At 60.8% G+C, this 17,299-nt stretch carries 18 protein-coding genes; 14 read left to right on the top strand and 4 right to left on the bottom strand.

Going from position 1 to position 17,299, the window contains the following annotated elements; all coding sequences use genetic code 11:
- Nucleotides 1-3 precede the first annotated feature (3 nt).
- The 7 genes from G3T36_RS05435 to G3T36_RS05465 all read left to right on the top strand — a co-directional run bounded on the left by G3T36_RS05435 (nucleotide 4) and on the right by G3T36_RS05465 (nucleotide 5,042).
- The gene (locus G3T36_RS05435; protein ID WP_163288538.1) at nucleotides 4-219 is read left to right on the top strand and encodes a hypothetical protein; all 216 of its coding nucleotides are present in this window, start codon (nucleotides 4-6) and stop codon (nucleotides 217-219) included.
- 266 nt (nucleotides 220-485) lie between these two features.
- On the top strand, nucleotides 486-647 hold the full coding sequence (locus tag G3T36_RS05440) for a hypothetical protein (RefSeq protein WP_163288539.1): 162 nt from the start codon (nucleotides 486-488) through the stop codon (nucleotides 645-647).
- Entirely contained in the window at nucleotides 647-1,342 is a 696-nt protein-coding gene (locus tag G3T36_RS05445; RefSeq protein ID WP_193570870.1) for a DsbA family oxidoreductase, read from the top strand. Before G3T36_RS05440 ends, G3T36_RS05445 begins: the two co-directional genes overlap by 1 nt.
- Nucleotides 1,339-1,992 (top strand): TetR/AcrR family transcriptional regulator, encoded by a 654-nt coding sequence (locus tag G3T36_RS05450; RefSeq protein WP_163288540.1) that lies wholly within the window; start codon nucleotides 1,339-1,341, stop codon nucleotides 1,990-1,992. Before G3T36_RS05445 ends, G3T36_RS05450 begins: the two co-directional genes overlap by 4 nt.
- Nucleotides 1,989-2,981: an aldo/keto reductase gene (locus G3T36_RS05455; RefSeq protein ID WP_163288541.1), complete on the top strand. Its 993-nt coding sequence runs from the start codon at nucleotides 1,989-1,991 to the stop codon at nucleotides 2,979-2,981. Before G3T36_RS05450 ends, G3T36_RS05455 begins: the two co-directional genes overlap by 4 nt.
- Before the next feature lie 430 nt (nucleotides 2,982-3,411).
- Nucleotides 3,412-3,867 carry a hypothetical protein gene (locus G3T36_RS05460; RefSeq protein ID WP_163288542.1) on the top strand — a complete coding sequence of 152 codons (456 nt, stop codon included), beginning with the start codon at nucleotides 3,412-3,414 and terminating at the stop codon, nucleotides 3,865-3,867.
- 92 nt (nucleotides 3,868-3,959) lie between these two features.
- Complete coding sequence (locus tag G3T36_RS05465; RefSeq protein WP_163288543.1) at nucleotides 3,960-5,042, top strand: DUF4238 domain-containing protein; 1,083 nt, start codon at nucleotides 3,960-3,962, stop codon at nucleotides 5,040-5,042.
- A 65-nt stretch (nucleotides 5,043-5,107) separates the two neighbouring features.
- Here the strand turns inward: G3T36_RS05465 and G3T36_RS05470 are convergent, their stop codons facing one another.
- Both G3T36_RS05470 and G3T36_RS05475 read right to left on the bottom strand, forming a co-directional pair.
- Nucleotides 5,108-5,455: a hypothetical protein gene (locus G3T36_RS05470; RefSeq protein ID WP_163288544.1), complete on the bottom strand. Its 348-nt coding sequence runs from the start codon at nucleotides 5,453-5,455 to the stop codon at nucleotides 5,108-5,110.
- The gene (locus tag G3T36_RS05475; protein ID WP_163288545.1) at nucleotides 5,445-5,996 is read right to left on the bottom strand and encodes an AbiTii domain-containing protein; all 552 of its coding nucleotides are present in this window, start codon (nucleotides 5,994-5,996) and stop codon (nucleotides 5,445-5,447) included. Before G3T36_RS05475 ends, G3T36_RS05470 begins: the two co-directional genes overlap by 11 nt.
- Nucleotides 5,997-7,117: 1,121 nt before the next feature.
- Here G3T36_RS05475 and G3T36_RS05480 point away from each other — a divergent pair.
- Entirely contained in the window at nucleotides 7,118-8,587 is a 1,470-nt protein-coding gene (locus tag G3T36_RS05480; RefSeq protein WP_163288546.1) for a hypothetical protein, read from the top strand.
- A gap of 72 nt (nucleotides 8,588-8,659) precedes the next feature.
- Complete coding sequence (locus tag G3T36_RS05485; RefSeq protein ID WP_163288547.1) at nucleotides 8,660-9,139, top strand: hypothetical protein; 480 nt, start codon at nucleotides 8,660-8,662, stop codon at nucleotides 9,137-9,139.
- On the opposite strand, the gene G3T36_RS05490 is transcribed toward G3T36_RS05485, so the two are convergent.
- Both G3T36_RS05490 and G3T36_RS05495 read right to left on the bottom strand, forming a co-directional pair.
- The gene (locus G3T36_RS05490; protein WP_338031473.1) at nucleotides 9,129-9,587 is read right to left on the bottom strand and encodes an HIT family protein; all 459 of its coding nucleotides are present in this window, start codon (nucleotides 9,585-9,587) and stop codon (nucleotides 9,129-9,131) included. The two genes, G3T36_RS05485 and G3T36_RS05490, sit on opposite strands and share 11 nt — an antisense overlap.
- On the bottom strand, nucleotides 9,557-10,039 hold the full coding sequence (locus G3T36_RS05495; protein ID WP_163288548.1) for a TIR domain-containing protein: 483 nt from the start codon (nucleotides 10,037-10,039) through the stop codon (nucleotides 9,557-9,559). The genes G3T36_RS05490 and G3T36_RS05495 overlap by 31 nt, the downstream gene beginning before the upstream one ends.
- A gap of 829 nt (nucleotides 10,040-10,868) precedes the next feature.
- On the opposite strand from G3T36_RS05495, the gene G3T36_RS05500 reads away from it, so the two are divergent.
- The 5 genes from G3T36_RS05500 to G3T36_RS05520 all read left to right on the top strand — a co-directional run bounded on the left by G3T36_RS05500 (nucleotide 10,869) and on the right by G3T36_RS05520 (nucleotide 17,282).
- Nucleotides 10,869-11,162 carry a hypothetical protein gene (locus G3T36_RS05500; RefSeq protein WP_163288549.1) on the top strand — a complete coding sequence of 98 codons (294 nt, stop codon included), beginning with the start codon at nucleotides 10,869-10,871 and terminating at the stop codon, nucleotides 11,160-11,162.
- Nucleotides 11,163-11,954: 792 nt separating this feature from the next.
- Nucleotides 11,955-14,048 carry an alpha-galactosidase gene (locus tag G3T36_RS05505; RefSeq protein WP_163288550.1) on the top strand — a complete coding sequence of 698 codons (2,094 nt, stop codon included), beginning with the start codon at nucleotides 11,955-11,957 and terminating at the stop codon, nucleotides 14,046-14,048.
- Nucleotides 14,049-14,120: 72 nt separating this feature from the next.
- Nucleotides 14,121-15,434 carry an ABC transporter substrate-binding protein gene (locus G3T36_RS05510; RefSeq protein WP_163288551.1) on the top strand — a complete coding sequence of 438 codons (1,314 nt, stop codon included), beginning with the start codon at nucleotides 14,121-14,123 and terminating at the stop codon, nucleotides 15,432-15,434.
- Nucleotides 15,435-15,495: 61 nt separating this feature from the next.
- On the top strand, nucleotides 15,496-16,434 hold the full coding sequence (locus tag G3T36_RS05515) for a carbohydrate ABC transporter permease (protein WP_163288552.1): 939 nt from the start codon (nucleotides 15,496-15,498) through the stop codon (nucleotides 16,432-16,434).
- On the top strand, nucleotides 16,431-17,282 hold the full coding sequence (locus G3T36_RS05520; RefSeq protein WP_163288553.1) for an ABC transporter permease subunit: 852 nt from the start codon (nucleotides 16,431-16,433) through the stop codon (nucleotides 17,280-17,282). The genes G3T36_RS05515 and G3T36_RS05520 overlap by 4 nt, the downstream gene beginning before the upstream one ends.
- Nucleotides 17,283-17,299: the final 17 nt, after the last annotated feature.

The raw sequence follows: 17,299 nt of genomic DNA on the forward strand, positions 1-17,299 counted from the left end.
GAGATGGTCGCCACACGATTCGTGCGCGCCGACGCCCGGACGGGAACGAGCGCCGAGATCTCGTCGCGGGCGGCCTCGCTGCGGAGGCTGGTCGCCCGAGGACGCGACCTAGTGGAGCCGACCAGCTCGCCTGCGGACCCACCCGGCGTGGCCGGCGCGTACCGTCGAGCCGGTCTCGATGAAGACGTGGCCGACGTGCTCGAGTCGCCGACCCACTGACTCGATTTGGGCCAAGGCGTCGGTGGGGCCGCCGGAACGACGAACGACGTTCACCGATTGAGCCGAAACCCGAAGCTTGGCCGGGCAGCTTCGAAATGTCGCTTTCGAACTGGAAGAACCCGAGCAGTTCCGGTCGTGCGAAGTGTTCTCGCGCAGCCGTGATGAGCCCCTCTTGGAGCCCCCTCGATTTGCGAGCGAATTCAGGGCGGTGATCGTTCGGGCCGGCCAATTTGACCAAGGCGTCAACTTGGCTTATCATTTTGACTATGGAGTCAACTTATGGTGAAAGCCAACCCGGTGAGGTGGTCGCCGAGCAGCCGACGGTCGCACTGCTGCCTAGTAGCGGCGAAGCGACCCGTAGCTCATTTGCGTTCGAGGATGTCGTGCTCGGCGAGTCGGTCTGTGACGTGAACGGGTACTGCCACTGATGGCCGGCGAATCGTTCGGCCGCGGGCGCCGGATCTCCATCGACATCTGGAGCGATGTGATGTGCCCGTTCTGCTACATGAGCGACGCTCAGCTTGACCACGCATTGGAGCAGTTCCCTCACAGAGATGCTGTCGACCTCCGGTTCCACAGCTTTCTGCTGATGCCGCAACTGTCGAAGGATGCGGTGATCAACGTGGTTGATCTCCTCGTCAGAGAGCGAGGTATATCGCGTCAGCAAGCAGTGTCGACGAACGCGCAGATCCGGGAACACGCAAATGCTGTGGGGCTGGAGTATCACTTCGACCGGGCGGTGGCCACAAATATGCGAACCGCGCACGAGCTCTCCCACTTCGCGCTCGGACAAAGGCGACAGCACCACATGATCCAGCGCCTTTTCAAGGCCCATTTCGTCGACGGTCTGAACGTTGGAGACCACGACGTGCTCGTGGGGTTGGCCGAGGAAATCGGACTGGACTCGGCTGCCGCGAGGAAAGCGCTGCAGAGCGGTGAGTTCGCGGACGCCGTCGAGGCAGATATTCGGCAGGCGCGGCAGCTCGGGATCACGGGCGTGCCATTCTTCGTGCTCGACAACAAATACGCGATGTCCGGCGTCCAACCGGTCGAAGGGTTCCTCGATGCTCTGAACAAGGTGTGGGCCGAATCCGCCCCACGACCGGCCTTGGCAGACCGATGAGCGAGCTAAGCGAGAAGCCGCTCCGCGCGGACGCGGCCCGCAATGTCGAAGGTATCCGTCAGGCCGCATTGAGCGTGTTCCGCCGTGGGCTGGATGCACCACTGGATGAAGTGGCCGAAGCGGCCGGCGTGAGCAAGGGAACGATCTACAACCGGTTCGGCGGTCGCAGCGGGTTGATCGACTCGATCATCCGGGACCTGGTCTCCGAACGCTTCACCGGCATCCTCGAGCGCGTCGACAAGCTGACCGATCCGCTGGAGAGATTTGAGAGCTTCCTGACCGAGGTGTGGCTCTTGCAATACGACGAGCCCGCCGCGAACGATGTCCTCTTGCGGACAATGCCCGACTCCCCGACCGCCCTGGGTCTGGGTGTAAGGATGAGCAACTTCGGTGAACGGTTGCTTCACGACGCGCAGACCGCCGGCGTTGTCCGGAACGACCTGCTACCCGAAGATCTCTACCTCCTCATCTGGGAACGAGGCCTGATCGCCCGAGCCTGTGACCCACGGAGCGAGGAGCGGCACCGTCGCCGGCCGAGCTACCAGCGTCGGCTCGAATTCGTCCTAGCTGGGCTCCGGCAGAACGCTTACACGTCGAATTCGCCCGAGGTGGCGACACATCGGCGTGCATCAGGAAAGGAAACACAATGAGAAAGATCACATTAGGAACTGAGGGGCTGCGCGTCTCGCGTCTGGGCCTCGGAGCGATGGGCATGTCGGGCGGCTACACAGGCGCCGGCACGGACGAGGCCGGGTCGATCGCTACGATCCACCGGGCCATGGAGCTCGGGGTCACGTACTTCGACACTGCCGAGATCTACGGCCCCTACACGAACGAGCTTCTACTCGCCAAGGCATTTGCCGGCCACCGCGACGAGGTGGTCATCGGCACCAAATTCGGCCAGCTCAACCACCTCGTGCCCGAGGAGAACGGGCTCCCGGTTCCAGGGCTGAACGGCACCCCGGAGAATGTGCGCCTCGCCGTCGAGGGTTCGTTGCGAAGGCTGAACACCGATTACATCGACCTCTACTACCAGCACCGAATCGACCCGGCGACACCGATCGAAGACACTGTCGGCGCACTCTCCGAGCTGATCGAGGAGGGAAAGATCCGCCACTACGGACTGTCGGAGGCGGCGCCCGCCACGATCCGGCGCGCGCACGCCGTGCATCCGGTGACCGCCATCCAGACCGAGTACTCGCTCTGGACACGCGACCCCGAAGCCCAGGTTCTCCCGACGGTGCGGGAACTCGGGATCGGCTTCGTGCCGTACGCGCCGCTCGGCCGCGGCTTCCTCACCGGCACGATCCGGTCGCTCGACCAGTTCGACGCCGACGACTTCCGCCGGTCCAACCCGCGCTTCGCGGGAGACAACCTGGAGGCGAACATCCGGATCGTGGAGCAAGTCGACGATGTGGCCAAGCAGCTCGACGCGACGCCGGCGCAGGTCGCGCTCGCATGGCTGCTCGCACAGGGCGACGACATAGCACCCATCCCGGGCACCCGCCGGGTCGCCAACCTGGAGCAGAACGTTGCCGCCGACAAGCTCGTGCTCTCTGACGAGCAACTGCAACAGCTCTCTGCGGTGGCTGCCCCGGTCGGCGACCGGTACGCCGACATGAGCCGGATCAACCGGTAGTTCATCGAACACGCGGAGGGTCCCAGCTCAAGGGCACGGACCCTCTGCGCATGTTTGTAAGAAGAATCGATAGTCTCGCTGTCTCGATAGGCGGAGAGCACCGTCCATGATTCCAGCGGTGCTCTACTGCGCTCAGCCTCATCAGCAGAAAGAGGCGTAGCCGTAAGCGTCGTCGCGGGGGCCAGCCTTTCTGGCCCTGCATCAGCGTTATCTTTCCGCACCGACGCAACCCGAGATAGGCGCGGTCAGCGATCCGGCTACCTCTTCAGCCGCACACCATCCGGCTTACCAGCGACGGCCGCTTCCTCGCCGCCCACGACGACTCCCGGCGCTCGCCGCATCCGATCCGACCGCACCGTACTCGGCGGACGAGGTCACTGCGCTGGTTGAATGGGCACGCAAGGAGACGAGGGATCGTCGCGCTGACGCGATGCTGCTCCTCGCTCTCGGGTTGGGCGCCGGGCTGTCGGCTCAGGAGGTGGCGATCATCCGCGCTGAGGATGTGACGCCGACCGAAGGCGCCGTCCTGGTCCGGGTTCGTGAGGGACGCGTTCGCACCGTGCCAGTTCTTCGCCGGTGGGAGAAGACGATCACTCGACGTGCAGCCGCGCTGGAGGCCACCGAGCACCTGCTCCGACCGGGACGCGACGGTACCGGCAAGAACCTGATCTCCAACTTCGTCGCGCGGAGTGCGAACGCCGCCGTGCATGCGCAGACGCAGCGGATGCGGTCCACCTGGCTCGTCGCACAGATGAGCGCCTGCACGCCGCTGCCGGAACTCGTCGAAGCTGCCGGCGTTGACTCGCTCGAGGCCCTCACTCGCTACCTGAGGTTCGTCGCGCGAGCGCCCATCGATGTGTCAACTTCGCGACTCCGGGCAGCCTGAATGGCTGCATACAAGACCGATCGGTGACCCGTGGCACTCGACTCGCTATTTCGTCTCGGTTGAATGTCGCTAGCCCGCGGGATCATAGAGGGATGGAGGACCTCTACGCGTTAGCGATCTCGGAAAAGGATGCGAATCAGCGCGCCGAGAACTGGCTTTCGTCGATCGACCCACATGCGATGGTCGGGTCGCGACACCACATTGTCCCGCGGTTTCATCTGGAGCGGTTTGCGGATTCCCGAGGTCAACTTGCTGTACGCAACCGCACGACTGGAGTTACTACTAGGCGGGCGATTCGCGATCTTGCGGTAAAGGACTTTTACACGACGGCGAGCGAGGACGGAGAGCTCAACAGCTCGTTCGAGTCCCTTCTGAACGTGATTGAAGGCGCGGCGGCAGAAGCAATTCGATCTCACTTGGACCTTGAGGCTTTTGCACACCCGCGTGAATTCCGTGACGACGAGAGGCTGAAGCTCGACACCTACGCTGCGGCCCAAGCGGTGCGTGGGATGCGGGTACGACGCCAACATGAGCTGGTCACCGACTACGGCGTCAAGCTGATGAATCAGGGGATTCTAAGCCAACGGGACCTTCGTGATCTGCGATTCATTCCGCACCAGAACGACCATATCAAGATGTTCAAGGACCTGTCCGAGGGCGCCTTTGTGCGCCTCGCCGACCGCGAAGCTCGTGTTGTCCGATTGGATGCCCCACTCTTCCTGATCTGCGATGAGCCGGTTGTACTCCTTGGACCTGATTCAGCTCCGGCACAAGGCCTTGATCCTCAAGCGCATGCGAAGGGCACAAGTTCCGAATTTGTCCATCTCTCCAGACCGGGAGCGCGTCGCGGAATGGACGATTGCGAGGAAGTGGTGTTGCCGCTATCGCCCCGCGCTGCGCTTGTGTATGGACCTCGAGGCAGCCGAGGGAGACGCCCTGCGATGCCCATGCGGTTCCACGGGTCGGACGCCCTGGACGTAGCCGAGGAGATTAACGGTCTTCTGATCAACAGTGCAGTCGAATGGGTCGCCTCACACCCCGAACACCCCACTTTTGTAGACATGCCGTTCCCGAGACCCGTGCCCATCATTCATATCGAGGACGGGGGGTCTCCTATTTCTGATCAGACGAACGCTGACAGCCGTAGACGCCCTCACCGGCTCTCGCGCAGCTAAGCTTCAGCATCCGCAGTCTCGGCCACGCGATGCCTGACGTGAGCCAAACCCGACAAGCGCAGGTCTTAGGACAGTCCGAGGAACTGCTTTGCTGCCTCGATAAGCGCCCCCGCCACGACGTCAACAGCGATGCCCGTGCCGAGATGGATCGATCCAGTACGGACGCGATCAAGGAAGTTTGAGAGACGCGAACCATGTAGGTCTGACTCTGACTTGACGATCTCAACGTATTCATCACTGTCGACCGATTGCAGACCCAACCGAGTTGCCTCGGCGCGCAGGCTCTCAAGATCACCTCGTTGGACAACACTTCTCTGCCCTATGTGTGTTCCAGCCGCGATATTCGTACCGTCGCCAAAGATGTTGTTCGTAATGTTGAATATCATTTGCGCGAGCGCAGGCTCAGTTGACACCGTCGGGCCGCCTACGGATCCCGCATCGGGTGAGGCAGTTTGCAGCTCGAGCGCGAAATCGAGAGCACGGTTCCTGACCGTATCGATGATCCCGCGAAGACTTTGACCGGGTTAGAACATTCGATGCGCTAAAAAGGCCATAGAACTCGATCTGGTATTGGCCAGTCTTCTCATATCGCTGCACTTGATACGGAGTCCACGGCCGCGTGGCATCCTCCTCGGCTTCTGCGAACGACTGAAGTTCAATGATCGGCTGTCTGAGCTCCACCTTGAAGAGGTCGGCAAAACCTGGCGCCTCTGGGATCTGCTGTGAAATACGGCTCTGCATTGGGCCAGCGAATATACCCAGAACGTTGGTCTGAAGATTTCGGTACCCCGGCAGGTTGGCATCATCGGCGTATCCATCCAACTCCCGTTTTGCCCACGCTGAGATGTCGGAGGCACCAAGTCGGTATGTTGCGATTCGTACCATTCTGAGCAGGTCTGCGGTCGCCACCGAACTCTGAGTGCTTCCGGTGATGATGTCGTCGAGCAAGGTCATAGGCCAACGGTATCGAGACTATGGGAACGTGTTGCCAATTCGGCCGATCTTTGATGAGCAGACCGCCCACGTTGGCAATCGGCTTGAGTCGGTGGGTTTGGTGGTTGCTAAACGAGCGGATGCTTGGGTTGGTTGACGTGGAGCGTCATCCTGGCTCAATTCGAGTACCAAACTAGGTGGGACGCTCACGAAGGGACGCTCCGGTTTAGCCAATGGCTACTACGCCATCGCGAGCATCGCGCGAAGAATCAGTACGACAAGAAATGCGCCTGAAATACCTGTCCAAAAAAGGAGTGGAACACCACGCCGAAGGGTCCATGCGGTCGCACTCCGAGCTCTTCCCTCGGTCAACCAACGCCCGCCACTTCGCTGTGAGTGGTCACGCGCACGGAAGATCGCACGTCCAGTTTCATTCGTCCGATTCAGAATGCGAAGGGTAAGCGTCAGTCGTACCCCGACCAGGACGATTGCGACACCGAGAATTGCGATGACGATCGGGACAAATGTCCCTCTTTCAAGTTGAGTGACATAGAGGTTTGAAATCCCTCCCGCTTTTCGAACCGCTGTGGTGATTGAGGTGCAATTAGCGAATGATGCCGGGTTCGCGAGGCAGCTGTCGTATTGCTGACCAAGGTTCGAGATGGAGGATGCTGTCACGCCGACGGTTGCACCGAAGACCGCGGCAAACGCAAACAGGACACCTGACCACGCCGCGCGTCCAAGCCATCGGAGGCTCGCGGCCAAGGGGTTGTCGGGTGCAAAGAGCGGTGTCGGGGGACTGAACCGGAGAGCAAATAGCGCCGGGCTCGACAAGAGCAAGAGTGCTATCGAAGCCACGCCGACTCCAACCAAGATGCCTGGGATCCGGATCGCAGCATCGCTCGCGCCGAGACCAATCGCGGGCAGAACACTCAGACAGATCACGAAAGCGCTGACGTAGCCAATTCTGGCCACGATTACGCTGAGCGAAGGAGGCCCAGCTGCTAGGCGCGAAGCGTTGAATCGAGGCACAATTCGAAGCTATCCGAGGCGCTCCTCGCGAGGTAGCGCTCCAACAGGGGACACAGGGAGTGCATGTCCGTCGCGGGTGGCCTGTCGGTGGCAACCCGCACTATTAGTTTGTGGCAACCGTGAAATATGAGAACTGGGAGGCTGGAAGGCGCGTTTTTTACTCGGAATTCGAGTCGTGGGTGAAAAGGTACGACACCCGGCAAGTGCTGATCGCGCTCGCGGGCTACTCCGCCTCTCAGGCCGAATTCGAGGGCTTCCAGGATGCATGGCGAATGATTGCACCCTGGACGGTTTCTGGAATAGCCCGGCAGGCGATTATCAGCTCCACTCGCAGTGGAGATCGACCATTCGACGAGCGGGGCTTCCATAGAGCAGTCAATCTCTTCAAGCAGGTCGATGTCACGCCGCCCAAAGGGTTCGAGTTGTATCCGTTTCTCGCCGGTGTCGCCCACGAGCAGTTCTCGTATCAGCTGTCAGCGAAGGAGGACTTGAGTCGCACCCTAGCCGTCCTCCTTGATACCCCTACTTGCGACCCGCGCCAGAAATCTGAAGCAGAGCTTGACGAACTTCTGGGTTCACCAATACGAGACTTAGCGACGTCGACATTCGTGCTGTACGGAATCGCGAAGGCCTCACATGGAATCGTCACGCGTGAGGCAATTACCAATATCGTTCACGAATCCCCGGAACTGCTGCCGTCACTTGAATCTTTGCTCGGCACGCTTACTCGGCTTTCGGCCACAGTAGACGAGGCACGAAAGGACGCGGTGTCAGTTCGGCAACTCAAAGGTGGGCTACAGAAGTATGGCTACAACCCGCTGACTCGCACTCCGTTCATCAGACTCAGCGACGATGTCTTCGCGGCACCTCAAACACACTTCATTCTTCAGTCCTGTTCGCTCGAGACCGTCTATTACCTGGGGCAGCGCTTCTGGCCAGCTACGTTCGGCTCGGATCTCGGTCTGAGGATCGAAGCTTACACAGGAAGACAGCTACGCCAAACCGGTGATCTCGAGGTCCGATCTGAGATCAAGTGGAAGGGCAAAAAGTCAATCGACTGGTTCATTTTCACGCCCAGTGCGACCATTCTTATCGAATGCAAGTCGGCGCACACTACGCTCGACGCGCGCGCGGGAGCAGCAACTGGTGCGCAGGATGTGGCGTCGAAGGTCGGGCCTGCTATCACGCAAATTAACAAAACCGTCGGCGAAATCAGGAACCACAATCCCGCCTTTGTAGGAATTCCGGCGGACCGCCCGTTTGTCGGCCTCGTCGTCACAGCAGAACCCATCTATGCATCAAACTCAGCCGAGGTCCGACAGCTCATGCCCAGCCCAGATGTCCCGGTTTTCATCATGAGTATGAGGGACTTGGAGAGTTTCGCAACGCTTGCCCCGGACCTACTCGGTTCGACGGTTCTGCAGATAGCCTCCGACCCTTACCTCTCGACGATCGACGCATTCAGCGCGATAAAGGAAGTGCTCGGTCCCTACCGCGTTGGCGAACCAAACAAGCTCATCGACGAGGCCTTCAAGAAGCACGTACTACCTTCAAGTTGGCGGTCTCCCAATAAGCGCTAGTCGGAAGATGCTTACTGGCTGATTGGCCGATATAGCCCTAGCTGCAGAGGAAACGCGTGAAATGATTCGCTGGTGACCCGTTCCCAGAATGAATCGCCAGGAAACGAAGTGTCGGCCGAGGACCGTCGGAAGCATCTGGACTTCGTGCAGGCGGCAATCGCCCGCATGGCGTCGGCCTCTTCGACCGCAAAGACTTGGCTGCTTCCGGTCGTGGCCGCGACCTACGGCTATTCGCTTGCGCAACGCAGCGGTCCGGTCGCGCTTCTTGGCGTAAGTGCGGTCGTTCTATTTGCGTTCCTCGACGCGAGTTATCTTAGGCAAGAGCGTGCCTTCCGTGCCCTTTACAGAAGCGTCGTGGCGGGCAGGGCAACCCCCTACAACATGGATAACTCCGTCTTTTACGGAAAGCAGAACGGCGACGAAGACGATCAACGTGAGGAGAACTGTCAGTGGTACAACGTCATTTGGTCGTGGTCGCTGGCGGGTTTCTATCTACCATTTACAGCCGTCGGTGTGCTGATCTTTGTTCTGGGTGGGAGTCTTACTCGCTGATATGCGCCGCTGCATTTCGAACACGCTCCCAGGCGCGGTCCTTCTCGCCCTCCGTGTAGCTCGTCTCCGGTGGCCAGATTTGACCAATAGCGTCCCCGTCCCACCGTGGAACCAGATGAACGTGCAGGTGGGGAACGGTCTGCGAGGCGGCTTCGCCGTTCGACTGAATTACGTTCAGGCCGGCGAGGTTAGTTGCGTCGCGGATCGCTGTAGCCAGCCGTAGTGTCGCCCAGCCGATGTGGTGGGCCAACTCATCATCGAGCTCCCAGATGTCGCGAACATGCCTGCGAGGAATTACCAAGGTGTGCCCGAGTACTGCTGGTTCCGTCGGGAAGAAGGCAACAACCCACCGGTCCCTATATACCTCGCGCGTGTCTGGAGTCTCTCGCTCGGCGATCTCGCAGAACGGGCAACCGGTCACCATCGAACCTTGCCTTGCGACGACCACGTTTCCAGATTGGCGGCAAGGTTTGCATAAGTAGCCTTGGTGTCGATTGCCCCGCGCCAATCGGTGCGGGTTGGGTCGAACACGGGGATTCCGGATCCGACGCTCGCTTTTTCGAATGGGTTCGCGCCAGGAGAGTCGGCTGCGCCGAACGACGATAGTCCGTGGATCCTGACGCCTAGGAGTGGTTTCTTGTCGGCCCAGGCCTTTTGAATCTCGTAGATGACCCAGGGCCGGGAAGAAGTTTGCTGCCCGATGAGAACAATCACGGCTCTCTTGTATGCCATGTTGTCGTTGATCCATGTTTGGATGGCGGCGCTTCCCTTGCGTTGGACCTCCTCCCAACTTTGTGCGTTCAGCACTGGCTGTCCCTCGAGCGCATTGATGTTCCTGACCAACTGGACACGGTTGACATCGCGCTCGTAGTGGAAGCTATAGAAGACGGTCTTTGCCATTTCAACGTCCTTGTCTTTGCAGACGAACGTCGTTACGCCCGTCGTCGGTATGCGCAGACTATCGCCGAACTCCGGTCGTGGGTATGCGGGATCGTTGAACCACACCCTGGCTTAGCGGATCGTAGTCTGCGCTCCGCTGCGACAGCCACGGAGCCGGCCCGGGAGCTTCACGGCTCGATTAGCACTCCTCGCATACGCGGGTGGCGTTGCCTCGACCAATTCGACGCTTCCATGGTGAAATTCGTTTACCTTCCGGGCATGCATCCTTGTTGTGCCAGACATCCGAACGGGTGGGCGGGATTCCTTCTGGAGCGATCGTGCGCACGCGCGCTGGTATGTGCGATCCACCATCAGTCATGCGACGACGGAACCCGACGGAGGCGCATTTAACGACGACCGCCCGGTCGCAGATGCCGCAGCTCGATTGAATAGGCTGCCACACTCATTCTCATCTGGTCTTCTGTGACTTGCCTATCCGGGCTTGTTACCGGTGGGCCCCAGAGTGAGGAGTCACGGATGGAGCCATTCGATGCCCTCGAGACCTTGGCCAGACATCACATCGTCCCGTTCTCGAGTTCAGACGTACTGGCGGCCGCGGTGAGGTACAAGGATCGGACCTCGAGATTATCTCCGGTCGAGCAATTGGACGGCGATCAGATCCTTCAGCCCTTTATCGTGGGTGCTGCCGCCGCCGCGCTGTGCTCAGTGCCCGACTCGAACGATGCGGCGTTCAAGTCGATTGTCGGGTCTGGATTGTCCGCGAACAAGCAGCACCAGCTGAGTTACCGGGGCCACCTCGCTCGTGAGCGGCTGGCTGAAGAACGTTTAGATGGTTGCCGCGGAGATGCCTACGGTGCGCCGGTCGCCCGAATGGTGGCTGCTTGCGGCGGCTGTTGCTGTCGCCGTCGTCATGCCAGTGGCACCCCTCGCGATACCGGCAGGAGTTGGCCTGATGGTTTTTGCGGCAATTCTGCTCGGCGGCAAGCGCCCTCGCGGGGCGGGTCCTCTCACCGGAGCGATAGTCGTCCTCAGTGTCTCGTTGGTCGTCATCGCGGCGTTGGGTCTCGCGACCTCGATTGCGGCATCCACGAACGATCACGGTGTGACTCTCATCAAGGGATGATGCGCACTACCCAAAATGTATCAATCATCGAGGCCCGGACTGGTCGCAGGCGGTCCGGGCTTCCACTATTGGTCGTCATTTCGAACGGAGCAATCATGGGGAGTGCCTAGCCCTCTCATCGCTGCTTGCGACCGACGCCGATGCGCAAGCGAACGCGACACAACGCGAAACGACTCCCGAGTAGTCTCACTCGATCGATTGCCCTAAAGCTTCGGCAGCATTTGGGACATTTACTTGAGGTCTCGGATCCCTTTTGTTTACTGGGATCGGTCGCTATCGTTGGAATGAAATCGCCCTTAGCCTGGAACGCCTAGCGCAACCACCGAAAAGTGCCCAGCAAACTCAAGGCGCACAGAAAAGCTGAAAGACCCACGACGGCTGATTCATGAAATGTTGGAAACGGCTTCATGAAATAGGCCGAGCGAACGAAGAAAGGCCGGTCTGACGGAAACGTCGGGCCGGCCTTTCGTATTCTTCGAGTGAATAGCGCCTGAATCGCTTCGAAATTGCCTCGAGAACGCAGAAACGCCTGCCCGAGGGCAGGCTGGCGCCTTCTGTACACGATGAGTGTTGTTGGAATTGAGAGCCGCGGTTATTGGGGCGGGGTGAGCGGAAGTGTCTCTGAAACCCGCTCGAGCGATTGCCCCCGATGCGTCTTTGCGTCTACGCGTTCGAGGCAAGGGGCCGATCAACGCGAAGTGATAGCGGTTTCACGAGGAATTTGCCATCGAGTTTGAAACCGTTATCATGATTCGAGTCACGCCGACACAGCACCACCGACGATGAGGACTAATGAGCGATCGCCTGTACTGGGGCAATGGAACGTTGACCATCGAACTCGAATGGTCCCCGGACGCTGCACCGTCTATCGCCGCAATACACGGAGCGGGTGCCACGGTGGAAATGCCCGCCGGACTTCCGCTGATCGACATCCTCACGGTGAGCCACGGCCACAGACTCGCGAACGATCGGCTTGTGCACACTGCGATTGGGCACGCTTCACGATATGTCGAGCACGAGGAACTGGTCGAGGACGGCCTCCGCACGCTTCGCGTCACCGTGGCTCACCCCGCGACCGGCATTATCGCCACGATGAATCTCACCCTGTATGACCGGCTCGCTGTCATCCGATCGACGGTGACAGTGACCAACTCTGGCGGTGAGCCCGTCGCTTTGCGGTCCGTCCCCTCATTCAGCGCGTACCTCGGAGGCGACGGGTCCAGCGACATCCGCGACTGGACGATACAGCACGCGCTGAGCGACTGGCTGGGGGAGGGTCGGTGGATCAGCGAGGCGCTGGACGGCGTCCAGTTCCCTCGGCTCGAACAGCACTTGACCAACCACAATCCTCGCGGTGAATTCTCCGTCACATCCAGCGGAACATGGTCCACGGGAAAGCACCTGCCGGTGGCCTCCGTCACATCCGAGCGGCTGGGCGCGGCCTGGGCGTGGCAGATCGAGCATAACGGCGCGTGGCGTTGGGAGATCGGGGAGGACACCGCGAGCGGTTATCTCGCACTCTCAGGGCCGACTGACACCGACCATCACTGGATGAAGATGCTCGATCCGGGCGACACATTCACCACCGTTCCGGTCTCCCTCGCGTTCGCCCGCGACTTCGCGAGTGCGATGTCCGAGCTCACCGGCTATCGTCGCGCTGCCCGCCGCTCGCATCCGGACAACCGCGCGATGCCAGTCGTGTTCAACGACTACATGAACACGTTGAACGGCGACCCGACCACCGAGAAGCTGCTGCCCCTGATCGCCTCGGCAGCTGAGGCCGGGGCGGAGATCTTCTGCATCGACGCCGGCTGGTACGACGACAGCGGCGACTGGTGGGACACCGTGGGCGAGTGGCGGCCCTCGACGACACGGTTCCCGGGCGGCCTCGGTGAAGTCATCGACCGCATCAGCGCTGCAGGAATGATTCCGGGCCTGTGGCTGGAACCGGAGGTTATCGGAGTCAACAGTCCCGCGGCGTGGACGCTCCCCGATGAAGCCTTCCTCCAGCGAAACGGCAAGCGGGTCGTCGAACACGACCGCTATCACCTCGATCTGCGTCACCCCATCGCGCGCGCACATCTCGACGAGGTGATCGACCGTCTTGTGAATGACTACAGGGTCGGGTTCTTCAAGCTCGATTACAACATCAACCCAGGGCCCGGCACGGACCGGGATGCGGACAGCGTCGGTGACGGACTCCTCCAGCACAACCGCGCTCATCTCGACTGGATCGATGGGGTGCTCGAGCGGCACCCGGAGCTTGTGTTGGAGAACTGCGGATCCGGCGCGATGCGGTCGGACTTCGCCATGCTGTCGCGGATGCAACTGCAGTCGACGTCAGATCAGCAGGACTATCTGAAGTACCCGCCGATCGCAGCAGCCGCCCCCGCTGCGATGCTGCCGGAGCAGGCCGCGAGCTGGGCCTATCCGCAGCCAGAGATGACGCGCGAGGAGATGAGCTTCTGCCTCGCCACCGGACTGCTGGGACGCTTCTACTTGTCTGGCTACCTCAACAGGATGGACGAGGATCAGCGTGGGCTCGTTCGCGAAGCGGTGACTGCCGCGAAGCACCTTGCCCCCGAACTGACGCAGTCGCGCCCGTTCTGGCCTCTAGGACTCCCTACGTGGGAAGGCGCGTGGACCGCGCTCGGCCTCGCGACAGACGGTTCACGCCTGATCACCCTGTGGAATCGATCGCCCGAGGACGATGTTGTCACCCTCGATCTCCCCGAGTTGGCGTCGTCGCAGTTCACACTTCACACCATCTTCCCGAGGTCCCAACCCGAGTGGAACAGCGATTGGGACTCGGAAGCCGGGAAGCTCCGCGTGCAGAACCCTACCGGCACCGTCGGAGCGCGTGTTTTCCGTATCGATGTCGTCTAGCCAGACGGCAGTGACACTCCTCAAATCAACCAACCAGCGTCGGAGAACGCTAATCACACAAGGAGCAATTCAATGAAGATCGCGTGGAAACGTGCTGCCGTCGTGGCGGCCGCCACGGCACTCATTCTCAGCGGATGCAGCGACCCCAGCGCAGGCGGAGGTACCAGCGGCGTGGCCTCCTGGCCGGCCCAGGACACGAAGCTCAACGGCGTGACCCTCACCCTCTGGGCGGCACAGAGCTCGAACAAAACGGCCGACAGCGTCATCGCAGGTTTCGAGAAGCTGACCGGCGCGAAGGTGAACGTCGTCACCATACCCGACCCCTACGAGCAGGGAGTGCAGACCAAGGTCGCCACCGGGGACAAGCCGGATCTCGCCTTCTGGCAGCCGACGTCGTCGCAGCTCACGGCGCTAAACGCCACGCAGAACCTCCAGCCGCTCGACGGTGCGCCCTGGGTGAAGAACTACACGGGCAACCTCGCCAACCTGACCGGCACGCTCGACAAGACCCGCTATGCCGCACTGGTAACGACCCCTACCGTCATCGGCGTGTATTACAACAAAGAGGTCTTCGCAGCCAACGGAATCACCTCAGCGCCGAAGAACTGGGACGAATTCATCAACCTTGCGAAGCAACTGAAGGCGAAGGGCGTTGACCCGTTCTACGACATCGGGGGTGACAAGTGGGGCACGCAGTGGTGGGTGCAGGCACAGCTCGCGGACGCAGCCAAGAACGGTCTGTGGACGAAGGTGAACGCTAACAAGGAGAAGTTCACCGATCCGACGATCCAAGGGGCCATTGACACCTACCAGAAGCTGATCGCGGAGGGATTGTTCAACTCCAATATCAAGACCGCCACCTTCGTCGACCAGGGCAATGCATTGCTCAGCGGGAAGGCCGCAATGGCGATGCAGATCAACGCACTTCTGACCGAGTTGCAGGCGAGTGCTTCGAGCGCGGAGCTCGACAAGAAGATCGGCTTCTTCCCGATCTCGCCCACAGGGAACGTCGCGACGTATATTCCGGACCAGTCCAACGCTGTCGTAGCCTTCAAGACCGGCGACAGCACGAAGGAAGCGGCCGCCCGCCAGTTCCTCTCCTACTGGCTGGGCGACGGCTACAAGGACTTCGTCACGTCGCAGTCGACCATCTCGCTGATCAAGGGAGTTCCTTCGCCGTCCGGCGTGCCCCAGGTGCTGAAGGACGTTGCCGCCGCGGTCGACACGTCGGTCGGATCGATGCAGGCACTCGCCGTCGCGAACCCTGACCTGTACCTGAACCTCGCCGACTTGGTGCAGGGAACCAAAACCCCGTTCCAGGTCGCCCAGGCGACTCAGGCGCAGTTCGCCGAACTCGCCAAGGCGCAGGGAGTGAAGGGCTTCTAGCCCTCCTCGGCGGGCGGCAGAGCACACGCTGCCGCCCGCCACCTGGCAGAAAGGCAACCCGATGACAACAGACCTCACGCGCCGCTTCCCGCTGGCGTCGTCCAGAGTGAAGGCGCAGCGTACCAACGGGCGACGTCGGCGACAGGATCACCCGGCGTGGTTCCTCGTCCCCGCACTGGTCGTCCTCGTCGTCTTCTTTTTCGTGCCGACGATTTTCAATTTCGTGTACGCATTTACGAACTGGTCGAGCTTCCACAACTCGATCGGCTTCGTCGGATTCGACAACTTCGCGTCTCTGTTCACGAACGGAAGCCTGCTCGCCGATCTCCGAATCACCCTGATCTACGCCGTGCTTGTCGCCGTCTTCCAAAACCTTTTCGGGCTTGCATTGGCTCTCATCCTGGAACGCGACACCCGCATAAACCGGTTCACCCGGGTCGCCTTTTTCGTACCCGTCGTCATGAGCGCGCTCGCGGTCGGCTACATCTTCCAGGCGCTCCTGAAACCGGACGGCGGGCTCAACCAGATCCTGAGCGTCGTCACCGGCCAGCACGTGTCGATCGCCTGGCTCGGAAACACAACCTGGACGATTCTCGTCGTCGCCCTCATCCACTCCTGGAAATGGATGGGACTGTCGATGCTCATCTATCTGGCCGGACTCAAGACGATCGATGGAGACATCCTCGAGGCGGCGCGTCTCGACGGGTCAGGGTGGTGGACGACGTTCCGGTCGATCCGATTCCCGCTCCTGGCCCCGGCGGTGACCTTCAACGTCGCCACAGCACTGCTCGGTTCGATGAACGGGTTCGATATCGTTCAGGCCACCACCGGCGGCGGTCCAGGCGGAACTACGGAACTCCTGAACATTTACATCTTCCGCACATTCGGCCAGGGGCTGTTCGCGCAAGCGACCACCATGAGCCTCGCCCTCTTCCTGATGGTCACCATCCTCGCCTTTCCCGTCATCCGCATCCTGCGCAAGAGAGAAGAAGTCCTGTGACCGCGGTCAGCAGCAAAGAGCGCCGACGGCGCAAGCCCGCCCGCATCGTTCAGCCGATCATCGCAATCCTGCTCGTCGTCGCACTGCTGGGAGTGCCGTTCTGGCTTGTGGTCGTGACCGCAGGCAAGAACCAGGCACAAGCCTTCAACCCGAGCCTCTCTTTGCCGACCCACTGGCAACTGTTCCAAAATTTCGCAACCGTCCTTGACCAGGGGCGGATGATCCCGGCATTCCTGGGCAGCCTGCTGATCATGGTCCCCTCCGTGGCAGGTGTGCTGCTACTCGGCGCAATGGCCTCGTGGATTCTGGGCCGGAGGCGCAGCAAGCCGATCGCATTCGTGTACGCGCTTGCCATCAGCGGAATCGTTCTGCCGCCCGCCGTGGTCACCATCGTGCTGCTCCTGCGTCAGCTGGGCCTCGCGGGCACGGCCGGCGGGATGATCGGCGTCTATATGGGCATGTACCTCTCGACGGTCATCTTCTTCGTCACCGGTTTCGTCCGAACCATCCCCGTCGAACTCGAAGAGGCGGCCCGCGTAGACGGCGCCTCACCGTTCACGATCTTCTTCCGCATCATTTTGCCCCTGCTCGGACCCACGCTGGCGACCGCGACCATCCTGATCTGCCTGTACATCTGGAACGACGTCTTCTACGCGCTGTTCGTGATCGGCGGACGCATCGACACCTTGCCCCTCAACCTCTTCCAGGTCGCGAGCTCGGGCCTGTACCTGCAGAACTGGAACCTCATCTTCGCTTACATCATCCTGATGAGTGTTCCGCTTCTGATCACGTTCGCGGTCATGCAGCGCAAGATCATCTCGGGCATCACGAGCGGCGGAGTCAAGTGATGCCATTCCCATCGATA

The organism is Leifsonia tongyongensis, from assembly GCF_010686705.1.
Classification (GTDB): domain Bacteria; phylum Actinomycetota; class Actinomycetes; order Actinomycetales; family Microbacteriaceae; genus Diaminobutyricibacter; species Diaminobutyricibacter tongyongensis.

Bases quoted from the DNA above. Each gene is read 5' to 3' on its own strand.
- G3T36_RS05500 (WP_163288549.1), top strand. From the start codon at position 10,869: ATGGTTGCCGCGGAGATGCCTACGGTGCGCCGGTCGCCCGAATGGTGG.
- G3T36_RS05460 (WP_163288542.1), top strand. From the start codon at position 3,412: ATGCTGCTCCTCGCTCTCGGGTTGGGCGCCGGGCTGTCGGCTCAGGAG.
- G3T36_RS05510 (WP_163288551.1), top strand. From the start codon at position 14,121: ATGAAGATCGCGTGGAAACGTGCTGCCGTCGTGGCGGCCGCCACGGCA.
- G3T36_RS05495 (WP_163288548.1), bottom strand. From the start codon at position 10,039: ATGGCAAAGACCGTCTTCTATAGCTTCCACTACGAGCGCGATGTCAAC.
- G3T36_RS05440 (WP_163288539.1), top strand. From the start codon at position 486: ATGGAGTCAACTTATGGTGAAAGCCAACCCGGTGAGGTGGTCGCCGAG.
- G3T36_RS05505 (WP_163288550.1), top strand. From the start codon at position 11,955: ATGAGCGATCGCCTGTACTGGGGCAATGGAACGTTGACCATCGAACTC.
- G3T36_RS05515 (WP_163288552.1), top strand. From the start codon at position 15,496: ATGACAACAGACCTCACGCGCCGCTTCCCGCTGGCGTCGTCCAGAGTG.
- G3T36_RS05445 (WP_193570870.1), top strand. From the start codon at position 647: ATGGCCGGCGAATCGTTCGGCCGCGGGCGCCGGATCTCCATCGACATC.
- G3T36_RS05455 (WP_163288541.1), top strand. From the start codon at position 1,989: ATGAGAAAGATCACATTAGGAACTGAGGGGCTGCGCGTCTCGCGTCTG.
- G3T36_RS05450 (WP_163288540.1), top strand. From the start codon at position 1,339: ATGAGCGAGCTAAGCGAGAAGCCGCTCCGCGCGGACGCGGCCCGCAAT.
- G3T36_RS05465 (WP_163288543.1), top strand. From the start codon at position 3,960: ATGGAGGACCTCTACGCGTTAGCGATCTCGGAAAAGGATGCGAATCAG.
- G3T36_RS05435 (WP_163288538.1), top strand. From the start codon at position 4: ATGGTCGCCACACGATTCGTGCGCGCCGACGCCCGGACGGGAACGAGC.
- G3T36_RS05475 (WP_163288545.1), bottom strand. From the start codon at position 5,996: ATGACCTTGCTCGACGACATCATCACCGGAAGCACTCAGAGTTCGGTG.